Here is a 20026-nt window from a genome sequence, read left to right as displayed (position 1 = left end):
TATTGTTTTTACTTTGTTCCTTCAGGAAGCATGACAACTGTAATCTTGCTGCCAGTTCCAAGGAATTCCTTCATGAACGCAGATACACTCTGTGGGGTCTGTGCTTCTACAAGTTTTTTGTAGTCAGAATATGTATCAACACCCAGCTTATCATATTCATAGATTACTCCGTCCCAAAATCCATTTGTTTTTGCACGGTCGTCTATCTGCTTCAACATCAAAGCCTTAACCTTATTAAGCATTTCCGCGTCACATGTTGTTGCGAGCTTATTTGCCTCATCGGTCATAATCTTCAATGCGATGTCTCTCTTCTCTGGTTTCATAGGACACACACCGACAATCTGATAGATTTTGAATCCATCATCAGCAGCACTTGCACCTCCATAAGCTCCGCAAGAATATGCGGCACTGGCTTCTTCACGGATTTGCTTTAGATACTCCATTGAAAGAACCTGTCCTATCATATCAACCTGTATAGACTTCTCTAAGGTGTATGGAAGGTTCATATTATGCCAAACCATGTAGCAGTTTGCTTTTGGAGTTTCCATCTTACGATAGAATGTATTTTCAATCTGTCCCTTTTGTGGGATGAGGTCACGCTTTGAAGCAGCATTATTATCCTTTGATGGTAAAGATCCAAGATACTTACAGATAAGTGGACGTATTGCAGCATCGTCAAAATTACCGATTATAGTAAACTCCCAACCCTTTGCACTTGCAGTACGATCTTTTGCCATCTGCAGGATGCGATCATAGTTTACGTCCTTTAAATCCTTAAGCAACAGAGGAGCTGTTTTTGGGTTATGGTTATACAATGCTGCTGTAAGAGAGTCACTAAAAGCTATATCTGGAGACAATTCACGATTTTTGAGACCTACCTCATACTGCTGCATAAGGTTATTGTATGAATCATTGTCTTTCTTTATATTTGTAAAATATAGATACACCATCTGAAGCATGGTCTCTATATCCTTTGGTGTTGAGTTACCGTCAACACTCATCTTTCTATCGCTCATCTTCAAGTTTGCATTGGCTATCTTTCCTGCCATTGCCTTCTGAAGTTCAGTACTTGAGAAATCACCAAGTCCGCTTATACCAATAACATTATTGAATACCTTTGTATTAACAAAATCAGCCATTCCATATAAAGAAGAACCAGCGCCACCAGTACCAGACAGAATGACTTGATCTTTCTTATAATCAGTCTTCTTCAAGATAACCTTTACGCCATTTGAAAGTTCAAGAGTTGTATAATCAAATTTATCACTCTTCGTTTCCTTCTTTATCTTACCAGCCTTTGGAAGTTCTTTAATCAAAGGCTCGTTCTTCACGTTATCCACATAAGCTGTAATATTCTCTGCACGTGCAGACTTAACTGCATCAAGAAGTTGTGATTCTGTAGGATATACATTACCTTCCTTCTCATTGTTAAAGTTAATGATAACCATATTAGAATCATTCTTTGAAACAAGTTCCTTGATCTGTGCATTGATAGCCTCAAGAGGAATCATTGGAACAATCTGCTTCATTGTCTGATATGAATATTCAATACCAGTCATTGGTTCGTTGGTAAGGAAATGCCCAAGACACTCGCGATAGAATTGAGAATTATAACGCTTATCCTTATTGCTGTAAGACTTATCAAGAGCACTCATATAGTCAGCTTGAAAACGGCTATATTCAGAAGGAGTGAAACCAAATTCAGCTGCACGACGCAATTCTACCAAAGCAGCTTTCAATGCATCTGCGGCAACGTTCATATCCTTTGGAGACACACTTAGATCAAAAGCATCCTTTGTCTTTGCAAAAATATAATCACCATCTCCGGCAGATGCCATTACATAGGGGCAGTCTGCTTTCTGGGCAGCCTCAGTAAAACGATTATTAAGCATACTTGATAGAGCACCGTTCACATATTGGTATACCAAATAAGAAACATTGTTCTTCAAAGAATCAGGGAACACGTTATGCTTGAACATAAGTTCTACTTCAGAAGATCTTTGTTCTTTATCCTTATCAATGACAACTATCGGCTGTGCATTATCAGGAACTTGCTCATCAATTATAGGAGCCTCGTTCTTTGGATTCTGTATATTTGCGAAAAGCTTCTTTATCTGAGCCTCTACCTTATCAACATCAACATTACCAACAACGATAAGCCCCTGATGAGATGGATGATACCACTTTACGTAATAGTCTCGCAACTCCTTTGGTTTAAAGTTATCAACAACGCTCATCAATCCGATAGGGTAACGCACACCATACTTACTTCCAGGATATAACTTTGGAAGATTACGTTCAAACATTCGACTTGAAGCACTTGTGCGCAAACGCCATTCCTCATGAATAACGCCACGTTCTTTTTCTATTTCTTCCTTATCTAGAGTAAGACCAGTAGACCAATCACGAAGAATCAGCAAGCAAGTGTCAATAGCTCCTGCACGCTGTGTAGGAACATTGTCTATATTGTAAACTGTCTGGTCAATACTTGTATAGGCATTAAGGTCACCGCCAAATTCTATACCATTAGCACGGCACCACTCAATAAGAGAGTTTCCTTTAAAGTTATCAGAACCATTGAAAGCCATGTGCTCAAGGAAATGGGCAAGCCCACGCTGTGTCTCATCCTCCTGAATTGAACCAACTTTTTGTGCAATATAGAAGTTCGCACGATTTTCAGGCCAGTTGTTGTGACGGATATAATAAGTCAATCCATTAGCCAACTTTCCGATACGCACGTCCTTGTCAATAGGGACAGTCATCTGTGGTTGTGCCTGAGCTACACCTGCCAGCAAAAGCAACGCTGCTACCAGTAAATTTTTAAGTCTCATGTATAAAAGTTTTAGTTTATAAAAATCTTAGGATTATATTATGCAAAGATAGAGAAACTTTGTAAAAATACAAAACATTTGCAATAATTTTTACCTTTTCCATAAAATTATGGATACATTATCTAACGTTTTTTAGTTCATAAATATAGGATGATTAAGTAAAGTCTCAAAAAGGAATATTCTCCTAAATCAATTAGTGTATTTGAATCTGTAATAAAATAAATTACTCTAATTAGCAACAGCTTCCAATATCCTTATGGGACTTGAGTCTATTAAATACACAAAAGATTTTTATTACATTTACGATTACGGAAAAACAAAAGTTTTAGGACATTTTATTTTCCACAGTTAAGCCTGTAAAAGAATACTCATCAACAGATATACTTATGAATCACAATAGTGGACAATCACTTATCTAAGTTCTTATAATTATATACTATTTATTACAAACAGCATCTCTCGAAATACATAGAGACTTTTTTGTTTTGTATTACCTTAGCTAGTTACTATAACTTACATTGAAGATGAGCTACACTCTGTAAAGCAAAGAAAAATATAATTTTTCTTTGCTTTTCCACTCGTTTGCACTATCTTTGCACTAAATAAAATATAAACAATGCAAGAAACAAGACAAAACCGCATATCTCGCCTACTGCAAAAAGAACTGGCGACAATTTTTCAGGAACAAACTCGTATGATGCACGGCATAATGGTGAGTGTCACACGTGTAAGAATAAGTCCTGATTTAAGCATTTGCACAGCATATCTTAGTATATTCCCAAGTGATAAAGGCGAGGAACTTATAGCCAACATCACAAAAAGCGAAAAGGCTATTCGATTCAATCTTGGACAAAGAGTACACAATCAACTTAGAATAATTCCAGAACTTAGATTCTTTATTGATGATAGTTTGGATTATATCGAACATATCGACGAACTTCTGAAAAAATAGATTATTTCAAATATCCGACCCTGTTTAACATGGGTAGGCACAATTATGAACTTTCCATATTATATAGCTAAAAGATATATCTTCTCGAAGAAGAGCACAAACGTTATCAACGTTATATCGATTATATCGGTAATAGGAGTCGCTGTAGCGACTACCGCATTGGTAATAGTATTGAGCGTTTTCAATGGTTTCCATGATTTGGTAGCAACATTCTTCACTAACTTCGACCCACAGATAGAGGTTGTTCCTACAAAAGGTAAGACAGCTCCTGCAGACGATCCAATTCTTACAAAAATCAGGCATTTACCTGAAGTGGATGTAGCTACAGAAAGCGTAGAAGATCAGGCATTGGCTATATACAACAACAAACAGGCTATGGTAACGGTGAAAGGTGTTGATGACAACTTTGATCAGCTTACACATATCACGGATATTCTTTACGGAGATGGGCACTATAGTCTGCATGCTGGCGAACTGCAATATGGAATCATGGGTATAAGACTTGCCACGACTCTAGGTACAGGTGCAAGATTTGGCGATTATATGCGCATATACGCTCCACAACGAGAGGGGCAACTTGACATGTCAAACCCACAATCAGCATTTGTTGTAGACTCATTATTATCTCCTGGAGTAGTTTTTGCAGTAAACCAAAGCAAATACGATAAAAATTATATTATAGCTCCTATTGCGTTCGCACGCAACATCTTCGGGCAGCAAGGTATGTTGTCTTCTCTTGAAATAAGATTAAAAGACGGCAGCAACCTTGATAATGTAAAGAAGGAGATGCAAGACTTAGCTGGTAGCAAATACAAGGTCATGGACCGCTTTGAACAGCAAGCTGATACATTCAAGATTATGCAGATAGAGAAAATCATTGCATACATATTCCTTACTTTCATACTTGTTGTAGCATGTTTTAATATCATCGGTTCTCTATCTATGCTTATTATCGAGAAGAAAAACGATGTTAACACATTAAGAAATCTTGGAGCCACAGATAAGCAGATATCACAGATATTTTTGTTTGAAGGTCGTATGATTTCGACAATCGGTGCTATTATTGGTATTGGTTTTGGATTATTAATGTGCTTTATTCAACAGCAATATGGGATAGTTTCTCTTGGTGACAGCAGTGGCAACTTTGTCGTTAATGCATATCCAGTAAGTGTTCACTATGGTGATATCGCCATAATATTTGTAACAGTACTTGCTGTTGGTTGGCTTGCTGTGTGGTATCCCGTAAGATACCTCAGCAAGCGATTGTTATTCTAAATCCACATGATTCACAAGAACCTCCTCATGGAGGAATACTTGTGCACTTTCCTTAAATTTATCAGGGTTCTCTGTGGTATAATATCTACAAGAACCTTGAGTTGTTATTTGTTTCTCTATATCATTATGACGTTCAAGATAGCTCTTAAGACTGCCTGCAACATATTCTCCCTGTGGGATAATCCTTACTCCAGGCTTAACATACTTAATGATCTTTGGCATAAGGATAGGATAGTGAGTGCAGCCTAATATTATAGCATCAATATCATTATCCTTTCGCATAAGCTCATCAATACGTTTCTTAACAAAATAGTCAGCACCTGGACTATCAGCCTCGTTATACTCAACCAATGGTACCCAGAACGGGCAAGCGACTCCACTTACCTGAATATCAGGCCATAACTTCTTTATTTCCAAATCATAGCTATGACTTTTCACAGTTCCTTCTGTAGCAAGAAGTCCAACGTGATTATTTTTTGTGAGCGTACCAATAACTTCTGCAGTAGGTCTTATTACTCCTAGCACTCTACGTGATGGATCCAATTCCGGGAGATCACGCGTCTGTATGCTCCTCAAAGCCTTAGCTGAAGCCGTGTTGCATCCTAGTATAACAAGATGACAACCCATTTCAAACATCTTAATAACAGCCTGTCGTGTAAATTGATATACGACATCAAAAGAACGATCACCATAAGGTGCTCGTGCATTATCTCCTAGATAGAGATAATCATACTGAGGTAGCATCTGACGAATACCATGAAGTATTGTCAAGCCACCATAGCCAGAGTCAAAGACTCCAATAGGTCCTGGATCCTTAGGAAACGACATTGTCATTTATTTATAACCGCTTTAACTATGTCAGTGATGTCTTCTCCCGTAGCATTATTTACGTATGGAACTGCATCATTATCTGTATTCAATATAAAAGCATATCCACGCTGGTCACCAATTACCTTTACTGCAAGACGTAGTTTTACCTTTAAAGAATCATAGGCCTCTTGTTGTGCTTGTGCTAACAGGCGGGCAGCCTCTTGCTTGAAAGCAACATTCTTTTCCATCATGTCTTGAAGCTCAGCTTGACGCTTCTGCAATATTGTAGGTGCAAAATCACGCTGACCGTCAAGAAACTGCTCATATTTTTTATTGAACTCTTCTTCTACACGCTTGGTCTCTGCATCGTATTTAGCTTGCAAATCATTAATATTGTGCTGCACTAATGCATAATCAGGCATCTGCTTCATTGCATTCTCAAAGCTAAAATAGCCGAATTTTAAAGGAGCTTGTGCACTGGCTGCAAAGGTACATGCAGCGAAAGCAAGAAACAAGAATAGCTTTTTCATAATTGAACAAATATTAAGTATTACTTATCTTAATTATTGAAATTGTACAAAAAATATATGATTACCTTTATGAGAAAGTAGGGACGGAATATCATTCCGTCCCTACTCTATTCATATCGGAGTATGAAAATTACTTCAATTTGTTAAGTTGTGTCTTAACATCTGCTGTAACATCCTTACTAAGAGTATCGCTGATATATGGGATACCTGCACTTACATCCATGATGTAAACATATCCACCAAGTTTGCCTACAGCCTTAATAGCATTAACAAGTTTGGTAGTAATAGGCTGCATCTTTTCCTGCTGAGTCTTCTGAAGAGCCTGCTGGTTGTCTTGGTATGTCTGCTGAATCTTCTGATACATTGTCTGAAGGTCAGTTTCGGTCTCTTGCTGCTTTGTAGCATTCATAGTAGACTTTGTCTTATCATACTCCTGGCTCTTACGAGTCAGTTCATCCTGCATAGCCTTAAGATCATTCTCATACTGCTTTGCGGTTGCTTCCATCTCACCACGAGCCTTAATGAATTCAGGCATCTGAGACATTACTTCCTGAGCATTAAGATGTCCGAACTTCTGAGCGAATGTAGCTAGAGGAGCGAACAACATCAACATTAAAATAATTTTTTTCATGTGTTCTAAATTTATATTTATATTAATTATTTAGCATATCCTAATTTCTGAAGTACATCGTTAGATATATCTATACGAGGACTTCCGAATATAATTCCTTGATCGCTTGAACGGTCAAGAACTAAACTATATCCACGCATATCAGAAATTTCTTTTACTGCATTATAGATATCATCCTGAATTGGAGATATAAGGCTTTCACGCTTCTTGAACAATTCACCTTCAGGACCGAAATACTTTTTCTTAAGTTCTGCAGCTGATTTTTCTTTAGCCATTATCTGCTCCTGCTTTGCCTTCTTTTGTTCCTGAGAAAGAAAAGCTATTTCATTCTGATAGTTTTTATACATCGTGCTGGCTTCAGTATTCAAAGTTTCAACTTCAGCCTGCCATTTCTTGCTCACTTGATCCAGCTGTTCGTTTGCACGTTCGTAAGCCGGTATATTCTTAAGTATGTATTCCATATCAAGGAGAGCAAACTTTTGTGCGCTCATTGTCATTGCCGATAAGAGCATAACAAACATCAATACTGTTTTTTTCATACTTTATTTTTTTATATGTTAGAATTCCTGTCCTAAGATAAAGTGGAACTGACTTCCACCCTTTGTTCCATTGACATTATCTTTATCAAAACCATAAGCCCAGTCAATACCCATCAAGCCGACCATTGGCAAATAGATTCTCACACCAAGACCAGCACTACGTTTCATGTCAAATGGATTGAAGTATTTAGTATCACTCCATGCGTTACCAGCTTCAACAAATCCAAGACCGTAGATAGTTGTGTTGCCTAACATGAACGGATAGCGAAGTTCCAATGTGAAACGGTCGTAAGCATAACCATTATATGCAAGTGAACCATTCTCATAACCACGGAGTCCGATAGTCTCTTCAGCATAACCTGTAGAATATCCGCTCATACCGTCACCACCGACATAGTATGTTTCAAATGGAGACTTCTTATATTTATTGTAACTTCCGAGCAATCCCATTTCAACACGTGTCATGAGAACGAAACATTTCTGTCCTCCACTAAGTGCTGTATATGTCTTTGCTTTGAACTTCCACTTATGATATTCAACCCATCTGTACTTTTCCTGTTGTTCGGCAGAGTAGGTCGCAGAATATGGATTATTTGCAAGATTCTTATAATCCTTGTGATCCCAGGCACTCCATGGTGGAGTAAGCGTTACACTTGCGCTAAATTCAGAACCCTTACGTGGATAGAGTTGGTTATCAGTTGATGTACGACTTAAAGTCAAATTAATATTGAGGTTGTTTGCAGAACCATTCGTCATCAGGAAATAGCTCCAGTTTTTCAAATCGTAACGCTGATAAGACAACTGCGCTGACAAAGTAAAATAATCATCAGGCCAACGGAGGCGCTTACCCCATCCTAAACTGACACCATAAAGTTTTACGTATTTATCAGGGTCGTAATAGTTCTCGTAATTATTGTAGTTGTAGTTTCCATAACCATACATAGAACTATAATAGTTGTTCATGTAAGAACTATTATAATATGTACTAGAAACGTCAGTCTGCTTACTGAAATATGCACTCACACTAAATTGGTTAGGGCGTTTCCCACCAAACCAGTTAGTTGAGTAGCTAGCATTATAACTCTGATAGTATGTACCATTGGTCTGTGCACCGAGGCTTAAAACCTCACCATCACCAATTGGCATTATACCACGATGTTCCTTATTCTTATTAAATAGGTTTGCCATAGAGAAGTTGTTAAGCTTCAAACCTATACGACCTATAACACCAGTCTGTCCCCAACCGAGAGAGAACTCTACTTGGTCATTACTCTTCTGCTCAAGATTATAGTTTACATCTACAGTTCCGTCCTCAGGAGAAGGTTTAACATCAGGATTGATTTTTTCAGGATCGAAATGTCCCATTGATGCCAACTCACGTACAGAACGCATTAAGGCTTCCTTTGAGAAAAGGTCACCAGGTTTCGTACGCAACTCACGACGAACAACATTCTCGTAAAGACGGTCGTTACCATTGATACGGACATGACTAAGATATGCCTGAGGCCCTTCAATAACACGTAGTTCAAGATCTATTGAATCACCTACAATGTTCACCTCCGTAGGAGTAATGCTTGAGAACACATAACCATTATTGTAATACAAGTTAGCAGCCGCATCATCATCTTCATTCAAACGTTTATGGAGAAGTTTCTGATTATAAACATCATTCTTCTTCATACCGAAGATATTATTCAGATAGTCTGTCGTATATACCGTATTACCAACCCATGTGATGTTACGAAGGTAATATTTCTGTCCCTCATCTAACTTTATATATATATTAACATGCTTTGGATCATTATTCCAAACGCTGTCTTTTAATATTGTAGCATCACGATAACCAAGTTCATTATATTTTTCTATAAGCTTTTTCTTATCAGTTTCCCATCTCTCAGGTGTGTATTTTTTAGCCTTAAGGAAACTGCTTAACTTACCCGCCTCATGAGTCTTAGCAAAAGCACCTTTTTTAAATAATCCACCCTTTATCCTACTGTCAGCAAGTTCCTTGTTGCCATCAATAGTAATCGTACGAACCTTCATCTTCTGCTTCTTATCTACGATAACATCAAGAATAACTTCGTTTTTATTGGCAACATCATCATGCTGATTAATAACAATCTCTGCATTTTTAAAGCCTTTATCATCAAAGTATTTCTTCGCAAGAATCTTTGCTCTATCAATCATATTAGGCGTAATCTGTGAACCTTTAAGCAGACCGAGCTTCTGCTCCATATCTTCACGTTCACTCTTTTTCAATCCTTCGTAGTTGATAGTCGAAACTCGAGGACGAGTCTTCAATGCAATGTGTAGATATACCTTTCTACCGACAATGGAATCTGCTGAGATTTGAACATCAGAGAATAGACCGTGACGCCAATAACGCTTTACAGCATTTGTAATCTCAGATCCAGGAATCTCTATCTCCTGTCCTACCTGCAAACCAGAAATTCCAGTAAGCATATAGTCTTCATAGCCCTCAACACCAGAGATATTGATACCACCAATAGTACAAGTACGCGGTGTACCTGCATAAGAAATATCAGGGTTTAGGATTTTGTCCTGTGCTTGTGCATACAGTCCAAGGGTAAGACCCACTGTCAGTATAATTGCCTTCTTTATATTATTCATTCTAAAAGATGTTTCGAATCTTTACTATTATTATCTGTAATTTACTTATCTGCTTCAACTTGCTCCTCAGTTTTGCCAAATCTTCTTTGACGATTCTGATAACTTAAAATTGCTTCCTGCAAATCATTTTTACCAAAGTCTGGCCAATATGTATCGCAGAAATAGAGTTCAGAATAGGCGATCTGCCATAACATATAATTGCTTATTCTCAATTCACCACCGGTACGTATCAGCAAATCCGGGTCAGGCATAAAGTTTGTTTCAAGATGCTTACTTATTGTTTCCTCAGTAATCATTTTTTCAACAGCACTTTCATCTAGTTGTCCTGAAACAAATTTATCAGCAGCTTCATTAACTATATCATGTACAGCCTTTGTTATCTCCCAACGACTTGAATAGCTCAGAGCAACAACCATCGTCATTGCATTATTGTTGATTGTATGCTCCATGGTTTCACCCAACTTATCCTGCACTTGTTGTGGCAGTCTTTTTATATCACCAATAACTCTGAAACGCACATTGTTTTTCATGAATATTTCATCTTCAAGAGAACTTAGTACAAGTCCCATTAGTGCGCTTATCTCATCAGCTGGTCGGTTCCAGTTTTCCGTAGAGAATGTATATAGGGTGAGATATTTAACACCAAGGCGAACACATTCAGATGTTATTCTTCTAACGGCATCAACACCAGCCTGATGACCAAAGCTTCTCGGCTTATTCTTTTCGGCAGCCCAGCGTCCATTACCATCCATAATAATGGCAATATGCTCTGGTATTCGTGTCATATCCAATGATTTATTCATATATATAGTCTACTCTTTATTACATGTTGTACACTTTGGCATGAAACTATAAGTGATTGTTAAAAGCAGTGATGAGTAGCAGTCAGTATTCTTAAACAAACCAGAACTACTTATGCCATAGGGATCTTTAACTCCATCGAGCTTATCACTTAACGAAAAATGCATAGCCCATTCAAGTCCTGCATTTAGTCTTTCACCTATTTTGTATTTAAGGCCCACACCAAGTGGAATATTAGCAGTAAAAACATTACTCGAGCAATCACAATATGTGACACCGATACCACCACTTATGAATGGCGTAAAACGCTGCGCACCGCGATAGTCGTATCCTGTACCGTAAGGCCAGAAATTATACTCATAGCTGAGATTCACGTCAGCAATAGAATTATTGAAATTATATTTGCCATCAGCATATTCAGTATAAAATGTATTTGCCTCTGCTGAACTGCCTTTCAGCTTTCCATATGACGTAGCCAACTTCAATGCCATATAATGGTCTATGTTGCGTCTTAGCACTACGGTGAACATTGGCTTCAAATCTTTAGTGATATTACCATTAAAATCACCAAGATATCCAGTCAGTCCCAAGCCGCCTCCGATTTCCATACGATAGTCGTAATCTTTCTGCGCACTCATTGAAGCGGCAGAGATAATCAGCATTATCATCAAAACGACCTTTCGCATTTTTTCAAACTATTCTTCTTTCCAGGCCACCTGATTTATGTGTCCTTTCCAGACCTGTCCACTTCCTCCACATATAACCCAGATACAACTATTGTTATCGGCAACAAGAGAAAAAGAAGCAGCAGCACATTTAAATCCAGTTGGCACCGACATCAACGAGTCTTTCTGCCAAGTTATGCCTTTATCATAACTCATATAGAATTTAGAGAAGGCTTTCTCTGTACTTGCACCAAGTCCACTTCCACCAAATGCCATTATTGCGTCTCCGTATTTTACAGTCTGGAGATTAGTAAGACGTGGAGCTGGATATTTGTTATCTTCTGTTATATTGTAATTCGTCCAAGGCTGATTTTCACTTCCAGCCGCATTTTCCTCTACCTTTCCCCATACCATCGCATAAGCATCAGTAGTATAAGATGCGTCACGATTTCCTACAAGGACAAGGTTATTAGTATTATCATTAACAATAGAAGCGAAACTAAACATATTAACGTTGTCAGTTGGAAGCAAAGTCAGAGCATCATCAACTCTATCAAGAGTCCAAGTTGCACCGTTATCTGCAGAACTCTTTATTCCACTTTCACTTAATGCATATAAATTGGTTGATGTGCTTCCCACGAGCCTAGTAAGCGGTTCATTACTTACTGTTTCCCAAGATTTCCCATCCTTACTTCTTATTACACTCCCATTATTGTAAGTGTATATATAATCGTCTTTTACAATAAGGCTTTTATAAGCATCAGTTGTCAGTGCTACATTAGGAGTAAGTTCACTCCACCCTGCAACATTGTTCTGCGAAGTTGTGAAAAGTTTTACAACCCCACCATTGTTTCCCATAAGGAATATCTGACTATTCAGAGCAACACCTTTCATTGCTGAAAGATTTGCTATGTCATCATTCACCGCAGAAGTAGCATCCCAACGGAAAGAGTCAGCTACCTCTTTATGAATATTTACATGGACTGTGTATGCACGATAAGCTGTACCTTCCTGATTATAGACACGGAATTCACGTGGAGTTCTGAAATCTAAGGAATCAGTACTTGAATAATAAGCCAAACTGTCACTATTCGTGCTCTTTATAACAATACTTCCACTGTTTTTTGACGAAACCGCACACAACACCTTTTTACCATCAATACCATATGGCAATGAATCAGGGTTGTATATCTCACGTTTAGCCTGGTCTATGTAAAACTTATACCCACTACAACTAAGAGTGGTCTGGTAAACGCTGTCCTTACCGGTTGATGATGTAGTATGCTCATAATATTTAAGCGTACCAACAGAAAAACTTGTTATAGCGGTATCGCCATAATAAGTTGTTACTTCATTATCACTGTTTAAACAAGATGTAAAAACAAATATGGCTGAAAGCAGCGCTGCCAAGGATAATAACTTCCTCTTCATTACACTCTATTATATTATTAAATGCCACGAGAAAATACGTTCCCGCAAGTTTTTGTCTGCAAATTTAATCAGAATTCTGCAAATAGGGCAATAATTCTATCCTTTATTATGTAAAATAATGATTATAAGAACGTTTTTTAAGTTTGTTTTACTTAAAACTATTACTTTAAAGCGGCAAACAGTGATTAAATCATTCGGTCAATGCTTTTTAGCAAACTAATTGATAGAATATTATATTAGTTAAAAGGTGGAAAAAATAAAAAAGCTCGCTTCCCAAAGAAAGCGAGCTTAATATATAAAGTTTTAATCTTCAAAGATTATAGCTTTGGACCAGCAGCTACAAGAGCCTTACCTGCTTCATTGCCTTCATATTTCTTGAAGTTCTTGATGAAACGGGCTGCAAGATCCTTAGCCTTAACGTCCCACTGACTAGCGTCTGAGTAAGTATTACGTGGGTCAAGGATGTTAGTGTCAACACCATTCAACTTTGTAGGAACTACGAAATCGAAGAATGGGATTATCTTTGTGTCAGCTGCATCGATAGAGTGATCAAGGATTGCATCGATGATANCACGTGTGTCACGGATAGAGATACGCTTACCTGTACCATTCCAACCTGTGTTTACGAGGTATGCCTTAGCACCGCTCTTCTCCATCTTCTTAACTAGCTCATCAGCATACTTTGTTGGGTGAANCTCAAGGAAAGCCTGACCGAAACAAGCAGAGAATGTAGGAGTTGGCTCAGTGATACCACGCTCTGTACCTGCAAGTTTAGCTGTGAAACCAGAAAGGAAGTAATATTTTGTCTGCTCTGCGTTCAGGATAGACACTGGAGGAANAACTCCGAATGCATCTGCTGAAAGGAAGATAACCTGCTTTGCAGCTGGACCCTGAGAAACAGGACGCTGAATATTCTTGATGTGGTAGATAGGATAAGATACACGAGTATTCTCTGTAACCTTCTTATCATTGAAGTCAATTGTACCATCCTTAGCTACAGTTACGTTCTCAAGAAGAGCATCGCGACGGATTGCTTTGTAAATATCAGGTTCTGATTCCTTGTCAAGGTTGATAACCTTAGCGTAGCAACCACCTTCGAAGTTGAACACACCCTTATCATCCCATCCGTGCTCGTCATCACCGATAAGCTTACGCTTAGGATCTGTTGACAATGTAGTCTTACCTGTACCAGAAAGGCCGAAGAAGATAGCTGTATTCTCACCGCTCATATCTGTATTAGCAGAACAGTGCATAGAAGCCATACCCTTAAGTGGGAGGAAGTAGTTCATCATTGAGAACATACCCTTCTTCATTTCACCACCGTACCATGTGTTTACGATAACCTGCTCTTTAGAAGTAACGTTGAATACAACAGCTGTCTCTGAATTAAGACCAAGTTCCTTATAGTTAGTAACCTTTGCCTTAGAAGCATTGTAAACGATGAAATCAGGCTCCTGCTCAAAGTCAGCCTCGCTCTGAGGACGGATGAACATGTTTGTTACGAAATGAGCCTGCCAAGCAACCTCAACGATGAAGCGAACCTTCATACGTGTGTCCTTGTGTGTACCACAGAAACCATCAACAACAAAAAGCTTCTTATTTGAAAGTTCTTTTTTTGCGATTTCCTTTACTGCACCCCAAGTTTCCTTAGATGTGCGGTGGTTATCATTATGGAACTCATCAGAATCCCACCATACAGTGTCATGAGAATTCTCATCGTCAACGATAAACTTATCTTTAGGTGAACGACCTGTATAGACACCGGTCATAACGTTAACAGCGCCTAGCTCTGTTTCCTGACCTACCTCGAAACCTTCGAGACCTTCTTTTGTCTCTTCGTTGAACAATACTTCAAATGAAGGATTGTAAAGTACTTCTGTAGTACCTGTGATACCGTACTTAGCAAGTACAGACTTGTCAAACTTTGCCATTATTCAAATGTATTTAAGTTGTGAAAAATTTATATCCTTAGCTTTACCTTAAAATTCGACCGCAAAGATAACGAATTTGTATCGAATTACAAACTTTACACCATCAAAAAACATATAACACAAAAACTTTTAGGTTAAAGAATTAAAAAAAAACATGATTGAAAAGACATTTGCAAAATAGACTTTGCAAAATAAATAGAATTGTCTAACTTTGCACAAATTATTATAAAACGACCTATGAAAATAGTAAATTTCTCAGAGCAGAACAGCATCATCAACCAATATCTGGCTGAAATACGGGATGTTGATTATCAGAAAAACAGATTACTGTTTAGAAACAACATTATACGTATCGGCGAATTCGAGGCTTTTGAACTCTCAAAGACATTAGAATACAGCGAAAAGGAAGTTGCCACTCCATTAGGCATAGCTAAAATTAATGTACCAACAGATAAAATTGTACTTGCAACAATTTTCCGTGCAGGACTCCCATTTCATAATGGGTTCCTTAATATTTTTGATCATGCCGGCAATGCATTTGTAAGTGCATACCGCGAATACAAAGATCAAGAACATCATGAGGTTGACATACACATTGAGTATCTTGCAACACCTAGCATTGACGAGAAAATTCTCATCATCGCCGACCCAATGTTGGCAACCGGTGGAAGTATGGAACTTGGTTATAAGGCTTTTGTTACTAAAGGTACTCCTAAACAGATTCACGTATGTTGTGTCATTGCAACCCCAGAAGGTATTGAACATATAAAAAATACTTTCCCAGAAGACAAGACCACTATTTGGTGCGCTGCCATTGATCCAGGAATGAATGAACATAAATATATCGTACCAGGATTCGGTGATGCTGGTGATTTATGTTACGGAGATAAATTATAAAAATTACGATTACAAAGCGTGCTTAATCTTTTAAGTATCAGCATGTTTTAAAAACTTAGCTGATTGATTATCAAAAGAAAAAGCACGCTTTTTGTAAATTAATATTTAAACGAGCTTCCACCAAGAAATTCTCTCAACAAAGATGTTGGCGGAATGTCCCTGTTACTAATCGGCTGAAAATATTTAAGAAACTTCAAAAGTCGGTAAGCTTCACTATATTCATCACAATTTTCAGGAACCTGCTCCAACAAAGGTTCTGCCTGTGTTTTGAGCACTGCAAGTTCAAACAACATAGCAGTATTAAAAACCGCATCAGCATTTTCCTGATATGGGAATATCCATTTATTTTCGCCAGCCCTTACCGAAGGCCATCTATGGATAGTTTCCTTAGCTGTAACTCCACGATATTTAAAATCTCTTACAATACGCCTTAGCAAGCGATTATCAGTTGTAGGTATATAGTTATGATCATCAAGCAATATTGTGGTAAGGGCAGATGCGTAAACACGAAATATCTGTTCTTCAGGTATTTGTGATGTCAGTTCTGGATTAAGTGCATGTATTCCTTCAACTACTAACACGTTATGCTCGCTCATTTTCAATTTCTTACCACTTTTCTCGCTTGTCCCTGATTGAAAATTATATTTAGGCAATTCAACTTCCTCACCTCTGAACAAATCATTAAACTGTTCATTGATAAGATTTAGATTCAGTGCATATATACTTTCATAATCAAATTCTCCATTATCATCCTTTGGTGTATGTTCACGGTCCACGAAATAGTCATCCAGACTTATTTGCAATGGTTTTATTCCATTTGCAAGTAATTGTATTGACAATCGTTTGCAAGTAGTTGTCTTTCCTGAAGATGATGGTCCAGCAAGCAACACCAACTTCACTCCCTTGCGATTTGCTATTTCATCGGCTATCATAGCAATCTTTTTTTCCTGCAAAGCCTCGCTTACATTAATTAGTCCTGTAGCATATCCATTTGTCACCGACTCATTAAAATCCCCAACGGTTCTTACACCCATAATATCTTGCCATCTATGGTGTTCCTTGAATATTTCAAACATTTTATCTTGTCGTGTCATTTCAGGTAACGCAGAAGGATCTTTCAAGGACGGAATACGTAACAAAAGTCCATCATAATACTTTTCCAATCCAAACAGATACAATTTTCTAGTATTAGTGAGAAGTGAACCGTAATAAAAGTCAACATAGTTGCCAATCTGATAATATGTCGTATATAATCTACCGCTGCTTTCGAGAAGCTTTACCTTAGCCGCATCACCACGGTCACGAAACATTTTTATCGCCTGCTCACTTGGCACTTCATGCCTTGTAACCGGCATATGCTCACTGATAATTTTCTGCATCCGTTCCCTTATGTTATCAACATCTTCAAGGCCTACAGTATGTCCGAGTTGCAGATTTACATAATACCCATTAGATACAGGAATATCTATTACTACACGACTCTTGGGATAAATATCATGAACAGCCTTGCACAATACGAAAAATAATGTACGCGTATAATTACGGGAAGCTGACGCTGAATACATATCAAGGAATTCTACATCCTTACTATGATATATTCTGTAGTGCATTCCTTCAACTTTATTATTCACTTTTGCACATATGGGACCGAATGGCATATCAATATTAAATTGAGAAAAAACATCAGAAAGTGTGCTTCCTATTACCACGTCTTGAGTTTTTTTATTATTTTTGCAACGGATTTGTATTACTTGTTTCATAGCTTGGCATTTAATATATATAATAATAATGTTAACTTAACTGTTATAACATCTTTTCTCCAAAGGTATAAAAGTTTTGCATCTCCACAAAATTTAGACATTACAAATTAAATAAATTATGTCGATTTGGATATTTTTTAAACTTATTGGTTCGCTCGCACTTCTCATGTTCGGAATGAAGTCTATGAGCGACAGTTTACAGAAGATGGCTGGTCCCCAACTTCGTCACGTATTAGGAGCAATGACCACTAACCGCTTCACAGGAATCCTTACCGGCACATTCATTACCGCCGCAGTACAGAGCTCTACCGCAACAACAGTAATGACAGTGTCATTTGTTAACGCAGGACTTCTAACCCTCGCACAGGCAATATCGGTAATTATGGGTGCAAACATAGGAACCACTTTGACTGCATGGATAATGAGTGCAGGATTCTCATTCAACATCACAGATTTTGTATGGCCCGCTTTCTTTATTGCTATACTACTAATCTACTCAAAAAAGCGTAAGATACTTGGCGACTTCATATTCGGAGTATCATTTATGTTCCTTGGTTTGGGAACTCTAAGACAAACCGGTATTGATATGGACTTGGCTCACAACCAACCAGTATTGGCTTTCTTTGCATCATTCGATCCAAATAGTTTCACTACTACATTGGTATTCCTATTAATAGGAAGTGTACTCACAATGTGCGTGCAGAGTTCGGCAGCCATAATGGCAATAACAATGATTCTTTGCTCAAATGGGGTGTTACCGATATATCAAGGTATAGCACTTGTGATGGGCGAGAATGTAGGAACGACCGTAACATCGAATCTCGCTGCACTAACGGCAAACACGCAGGCAAGACGAGCCGCTTTTGCTCACATGTTCTTCAATATGTTTGGTGTGGTATGGGTACTTTGCATCTTCAAACCGTTTATAGATATGGTTTGCGGCTTTGTAGGATATGACGAGACTATAACAAAAGCCGATCCAAATTTTCTTGGAAATACCGCTAAGTTAAGTTTCGTACTAGCCGCTTTCCACACTACATTCAATGTAGCAAACACATTGGTTCTTGTAGGTTTCATACCTCAAATGGAAAAGATTGTATGCAAAGTTATAAGACCTAAAAAGCAAAATGATGAAGATGACTTCCGCCTGAGATTTATCCAGACAGGTATCATGAAAACTGCAGAGCTAAGTGTACTTGAAGCTCAAAAAGAGATATGCAGTTTTTCAGAACGTATACAAAGGATGTTTGGTATGGTGCGCGATCTTTTAAAAGAAAAAGACGAAAAGAATTTGCTTAAGATTTTCAGTCGTATTGAAAAATACGAAGGCATCAGCGATAACATGGAAATAGAAATCGCTAAATACCTTGATCAGGTAAGCGATGCACATTTAAGTGATGAGACCAAGGCTAAGATTCGTGCCATGCTACGCGAGATAAGCGAGATTGAAAGTATCGGAGATAGTTGCTATAACATTGCACGTACTATAAATCGTCGTGTAACAGGCAAAGAAGATTTCACTCCTAAACAATATGAACACATTCATGAGATGTTTGAACTAACAGAAAGTGCCCTAGAACATATGAACTATATGTTTACTCACAACAAGGAAAACATTGACGTAAACCGCTCTTTCAATATTGAGAATGAAATCAATAATTTCCGCAATCAACTGAAGACACAAAACATCAACGATGTAAATTCTCATGAATATACATATGCCATTGGAACAATGTATATGGACATCATTCAGGAATGTGAGAAGCTTGGCGATTATGTAGTAAACGTTGTTGAAGCACGCATGAACACTCGTCAGCATTACGTATAATCAGAATTGGTTCATTCGACTAAAATCGAATGAACCAATTTTTGTTGATAGAGTTATTTTTATTTGCTTACCACAAGAAACTTATTTTCATCGAAATTATTAATTGACAAAAAACTTTTTTGGTTCTACGTCAATTTTTGGGGTGATAAAACAATTCCAGCTAAAGACACGCTACCAGAAAAAGTTTTTTCAATGTCACTAATGTCACTTTGTCACTAGCCCTGTGTTTATAATGTCTTATAGCAGAAAAGGTTTACACTAAAATGTAAACTATGGATAATATAATTAGAAAAAGGCGTCCTTATGAACGCTGTGAAGCAAGTGTTCGAGAAGCAATTCTGCATGAGATTTCGACAAGTAATTTGTCAATAAAAGCGATATCAGACAAGTACTTCATTAATCCGCGTAATGTGCGAACATGGCTTTATCGTATTCGCAAATCTCAAGAAAAGAGTGTATCTTTGTCTTCAGAAAGACATGAAATGGAAAATCAAGCCATTTCTGTTGTTGAATC

At 37.8% G+C, this 20026-nt stretch carries 16 protein-coding genes; 5 read left to right on the top strand and 11 right to left on the bottom strand.

Annotated elements, in window-relative coordinates:
• Window positions 1–8: 8 nt before the first annotated feature.
• Window positions 9–2831: a M16 family metallopeptidase gene (locus tag B045_RS0110140; RefSeq protein WP_018464152.1), complete on the bottom strand. Its 2823-nt coding sequence runs from the start codon at window positions 2829–2831 to the stop codon at window positions 9–11.
• Between the two features lie 616 nt (window positions 2832–3447).
• Here B045_RS0110140 and rbfA point away from each other — a divergent pair.
• Entirely contained in the window at window positions 3448–3783 is a 336-nt protein-coding gene (gene rbfA / locus B045_RS0110135) for a 30S ribosome-binding factor RbfA (RefSeq protein WP_018464151.1), read from the top strand.
• A gap of 45 nt (window positions 3784–3828) precedes the next feature.
• Entirely contained in the window at window positions 3829–5058 is a 1230-nt protein-coding gene (locus tag B045_RS0110130; protein ID WP_018464150.1) for an FtsX-like permease family protein, read from the top strand.
• Here the strand turns inward: B045_RS0110130 and murI are convergent.
• The 9 genes from murI to pckA form a co-directional block, all read right to left on the bottom strand.
• Window positions 5050–5886: a glutamate racemase gene (murI, locus tag B045_RS0110125; protein WP_373277742.1), complete on the bottom strand. Its 837-nt coding sequence runs from the start codon at window positions 5884–5886 to the stop codon at window positions 5050–5052. The two genes, B045_RS0110130 and murI, sit on opposite strands and share 9 nt — an antisense overlap.
• Window positions 5887–5888: 2 nt before the next feature.
• The gene (locus tag B045_RS0110120; RefSeq protein ID WP_018464148.1) at window positions 5889–6398 is read right to left on the bottom strand and encodes an OmpH family outer membrane protein; all 510 of its coding nucleotides are present in this window, start codon (window positions 6396–6398) and stop codon (window positions 5889–5891) included.
• 130 nt (window positions 6399–6528) lie between these two features.
• Window positions 6529–7029, bottom strand: a complete 501-nt coding sequence (locus B045_RS0110115) for an OmpH family outer membrane protein (protein ID WP_025883462.1) — start codon at window positions 7027–7029, stop codon at window positions 6529–6531.
• 26 nt (window positions 7030–7055) lie between these two features.
• Complete coding sequence (locus tag B045_RS0110110; protein WP_025883459.1) at window positions 7056–7568, bottom strand: OmpH family outer membrane protein; 513 nt, start codon at window positions 7566–7568, stop codon at window positions 7056–7058.
• An 18-nt stretch (window positions 7569–7586) separates the two neighbouring features.
• On the bottom strand, window positions 7587–10199 hold the full coding sequence (locus tag B045_RS0110105; protein WP_018464145.1) for a BamA/OMP85 family outer membrane protein: 2613 nt from the start codon (window positions 10197–10199) through the stop codon (window positions 7587–7589).
• Window positions 10200–10240: 41 nt separating this feature from the next.
• Complete coding sequence (locus tag B045_RS0110100) at window positions 10241–11002, bottom strand: isoprenyl transferase (protein WP_025883458.1); 762 nt, start codon at window positions 11000–11002, stop codon at window positions 10241–10243.
• 9 nt (window positions 11003–11011) lie between these two features.
• On the bottom strand, window positions 11012–11686 hold the full coding sequence (porG, locus tag B045_RS0110095) for a type IX secretion system protein PorG (protein WP_025883456.1): 675 nt from the start codon (window positions 11684–11686) through the stop codon (window positions 11012–11014).
• Window positions 11687–11695: 9 nt separating this feature from the next.
• A complete protein-coding gene (locus B045_RS0110090) occupies window positions 11696–13096 on the bottom strand; it encodes a DUF6242 domain-containing protein (RefSeq protein WP_018464142.1) in 1401 nt (466 codons plus the stop codon).
• Window positions 13097–13413: 317 nt separating this feature from the next.
• Complete coding sequence (gene pckA, locus B045_RS0110085) at window positions 13414–15027, bottom strand: phosphoenolpyruvate carboxykinase (ATP) (protein WP_018464141.1); 1614 nt, start codon at window positions 15025–15027, stop codon at window positions 13414–13416.
• A 237-nt stretch (window positions 15028–15264) separates the two neighbouring features.
• Between pckA and upp the strand changes: the two genes are divergently transcribed.
• Window positions 15265–15924, top strand: a complete 660-nt coding sequence (gene upp / locus B045_RS0110080; protein ID WP_018464140.1) for a uracil phosphoribosyltransferase — start codon at window positions 15265–15267, stop codon at window positions 15922–15924.
• Between the two features lie 98 nt (window positions 15925–16022).
• On the opposite strand, the gene B045_RS0110075 is transcribed toward upp, so the two are convergent.
• The gene (locus B045_RS0110075) at window positions 16023–17684 is read right to left on the bottom strand and encodes a nucleoside kinase (RefSeq protein ID WP_018464139.1); all 1662 of its coding nucleotides are present in this window, start codon (window positions 17682–17684) and stop codon (window positions 16023–16025) included.
• Between the two features lie 118 nt (window positions 17685–17802).
• Here B045_RS0110075 and B045_RS0110070 point away from each other — a divergent pair, with 118 nt between their 5' ends.
• Together B045_RS0110070 and B045_RS15535 are read left to right on the top strand one after the other, a co-directional pair.
• Window positions 17803–19512 (top strand): Na/Pi cotransporter family protein, encoded by a 1710-nt coding sequence (locus tag B045_RS0110070; RefSeq protein ID WP_025883451.1) that lies wholly within the window; start codon window positions 17803–17805, stop codon window positions 19510–19512.
• Window positions 19513–19784: 272 nt separating this feature from the next.
• A partial coding sequence (locus tag B045_RS15535) for a hypothetical protein (RefSeq protein ID WP_044067755.1) occupies window positions 19785–20026 on the top strand: 242 nt, incomplete at its 3' end.

Origin of the sequence: Segatella paludivivens DSM 17968 = JCM 13650, assembly GCF_000373185.1 — a bacterium.
Lineage (GTDB): Bacteria > Bacteroidota > Bacteroidia > Bacteroidales > Bacteroidaceae > Prevotella > Prevotella paludivivens.
Note: the sequence above shows the minus strand (reverse complement) of the source record. Positions and strands in the feature narration are given on the sequence as shown.

What these genes read in the sequence shown, in the direction of transcription:
- upp (WP_018464140.1), top strand. Translation starts at nt 15,265, where the DNA reads ATGAAAATAGTAAATTTCTCAGAGCAGAACAGCATCATCAACCAATAT.
- B045_RS0110115 (WP_025883462.1), bottom strand. Translation starts at nt 7,029, where the DNA reads ATGAAAAAAATTATTTTAATGTTGATGTTGTTCGCTCCTCTAGCTACA.
- porG (WP_025883456.1), bottom strand. Translation starts at nt 11,686, where the DNA reads ATGCGAAAGGTCGTTTTGATGATAATGCTGATTATCTCTGCCGCTTCA.
- B045_RS0110070 (WP_025883451.1), top strand. Translation starts at nt 17,803, where the DNA reads ATGTCGATTTGGATATTTTTTAAACTTATTGGTTCGCTCGCACTTCTC.
- B045_RS0110110 (WP_025883459.1), bottom strand. Translation starts at nt 7,568, where the DNA reads ATGAAAAAAACAGTATTGATGTTTGTTATGCTCTTATCGGCAATGACA.
- B045_RS0110075 (WP_018464139.1), bottom strand. Translation starts at nt 17,684, where the DNA reads ATGAAACAAGTAATACAAATCCGTTGCAAAAATAATAAAAAAACTCAA.
- B045_RS0110100 (WP_025883458.1), bottom strand. Translation starts at nt 11,002, where the DNA reads ATGAATAAATCATTGGATATGACACGAATACCAGAGCATATTGCCATT.
- B045_RS0110130 (WP_018464150.1), top strand. Translation starts at nt 3,829, where the DNA reads ATGAACTTTCCATATTATATAGCTAAAAGATATATCTTCTCGAAGAAG.
- murI (WP_373277742.1), bottom strand. Translation starts at nt 5,886, where the DNA reads ATGTCGTTTCCTAAGGATCCAGGACCTATTGGAGTCTTTGACTCTGGC.
- B045_RS0110140 (WP_018464152.1), bottom strand. Translation starts at nt 2,831, where the DNA reads ATGAGACTTAAAAATTTACTGGTAGCAGCGTTGCTTTTGCTGGCAGGT.
- B045_RS0110120 (WP_018464148.1), bottom strand. Translation starts at nt 6,398, where the DNA reads ATGAAAAAGCTATTCTTGTTTCTTGCTTTCGCTGCATGTACCTTTGCA.
- B045_RS0110090 (WP_018464142.1), bottom strand. Translation starts at nt 13,096, where the DNA reads ATGAAGAGGAAGTTATTATCCTTGGCAGCGCTGCTTTCAGCCATATTT.
- rbfA (WP_018464151.1), top strand. Translation starts at nt 3,448, where the DNA reads ATGCAAGAAACAAGACAAAACCGCATATCTCGCCTACTGCAAAAAGAA.
- B045_RS0110105 (WP_018464145.1), bottom strand. Translation starts at nt 10,199, where the DNA reads ATGAATAATATAAAGAAGGCAATTATACTGACAGTGGGTCTTACCCTT.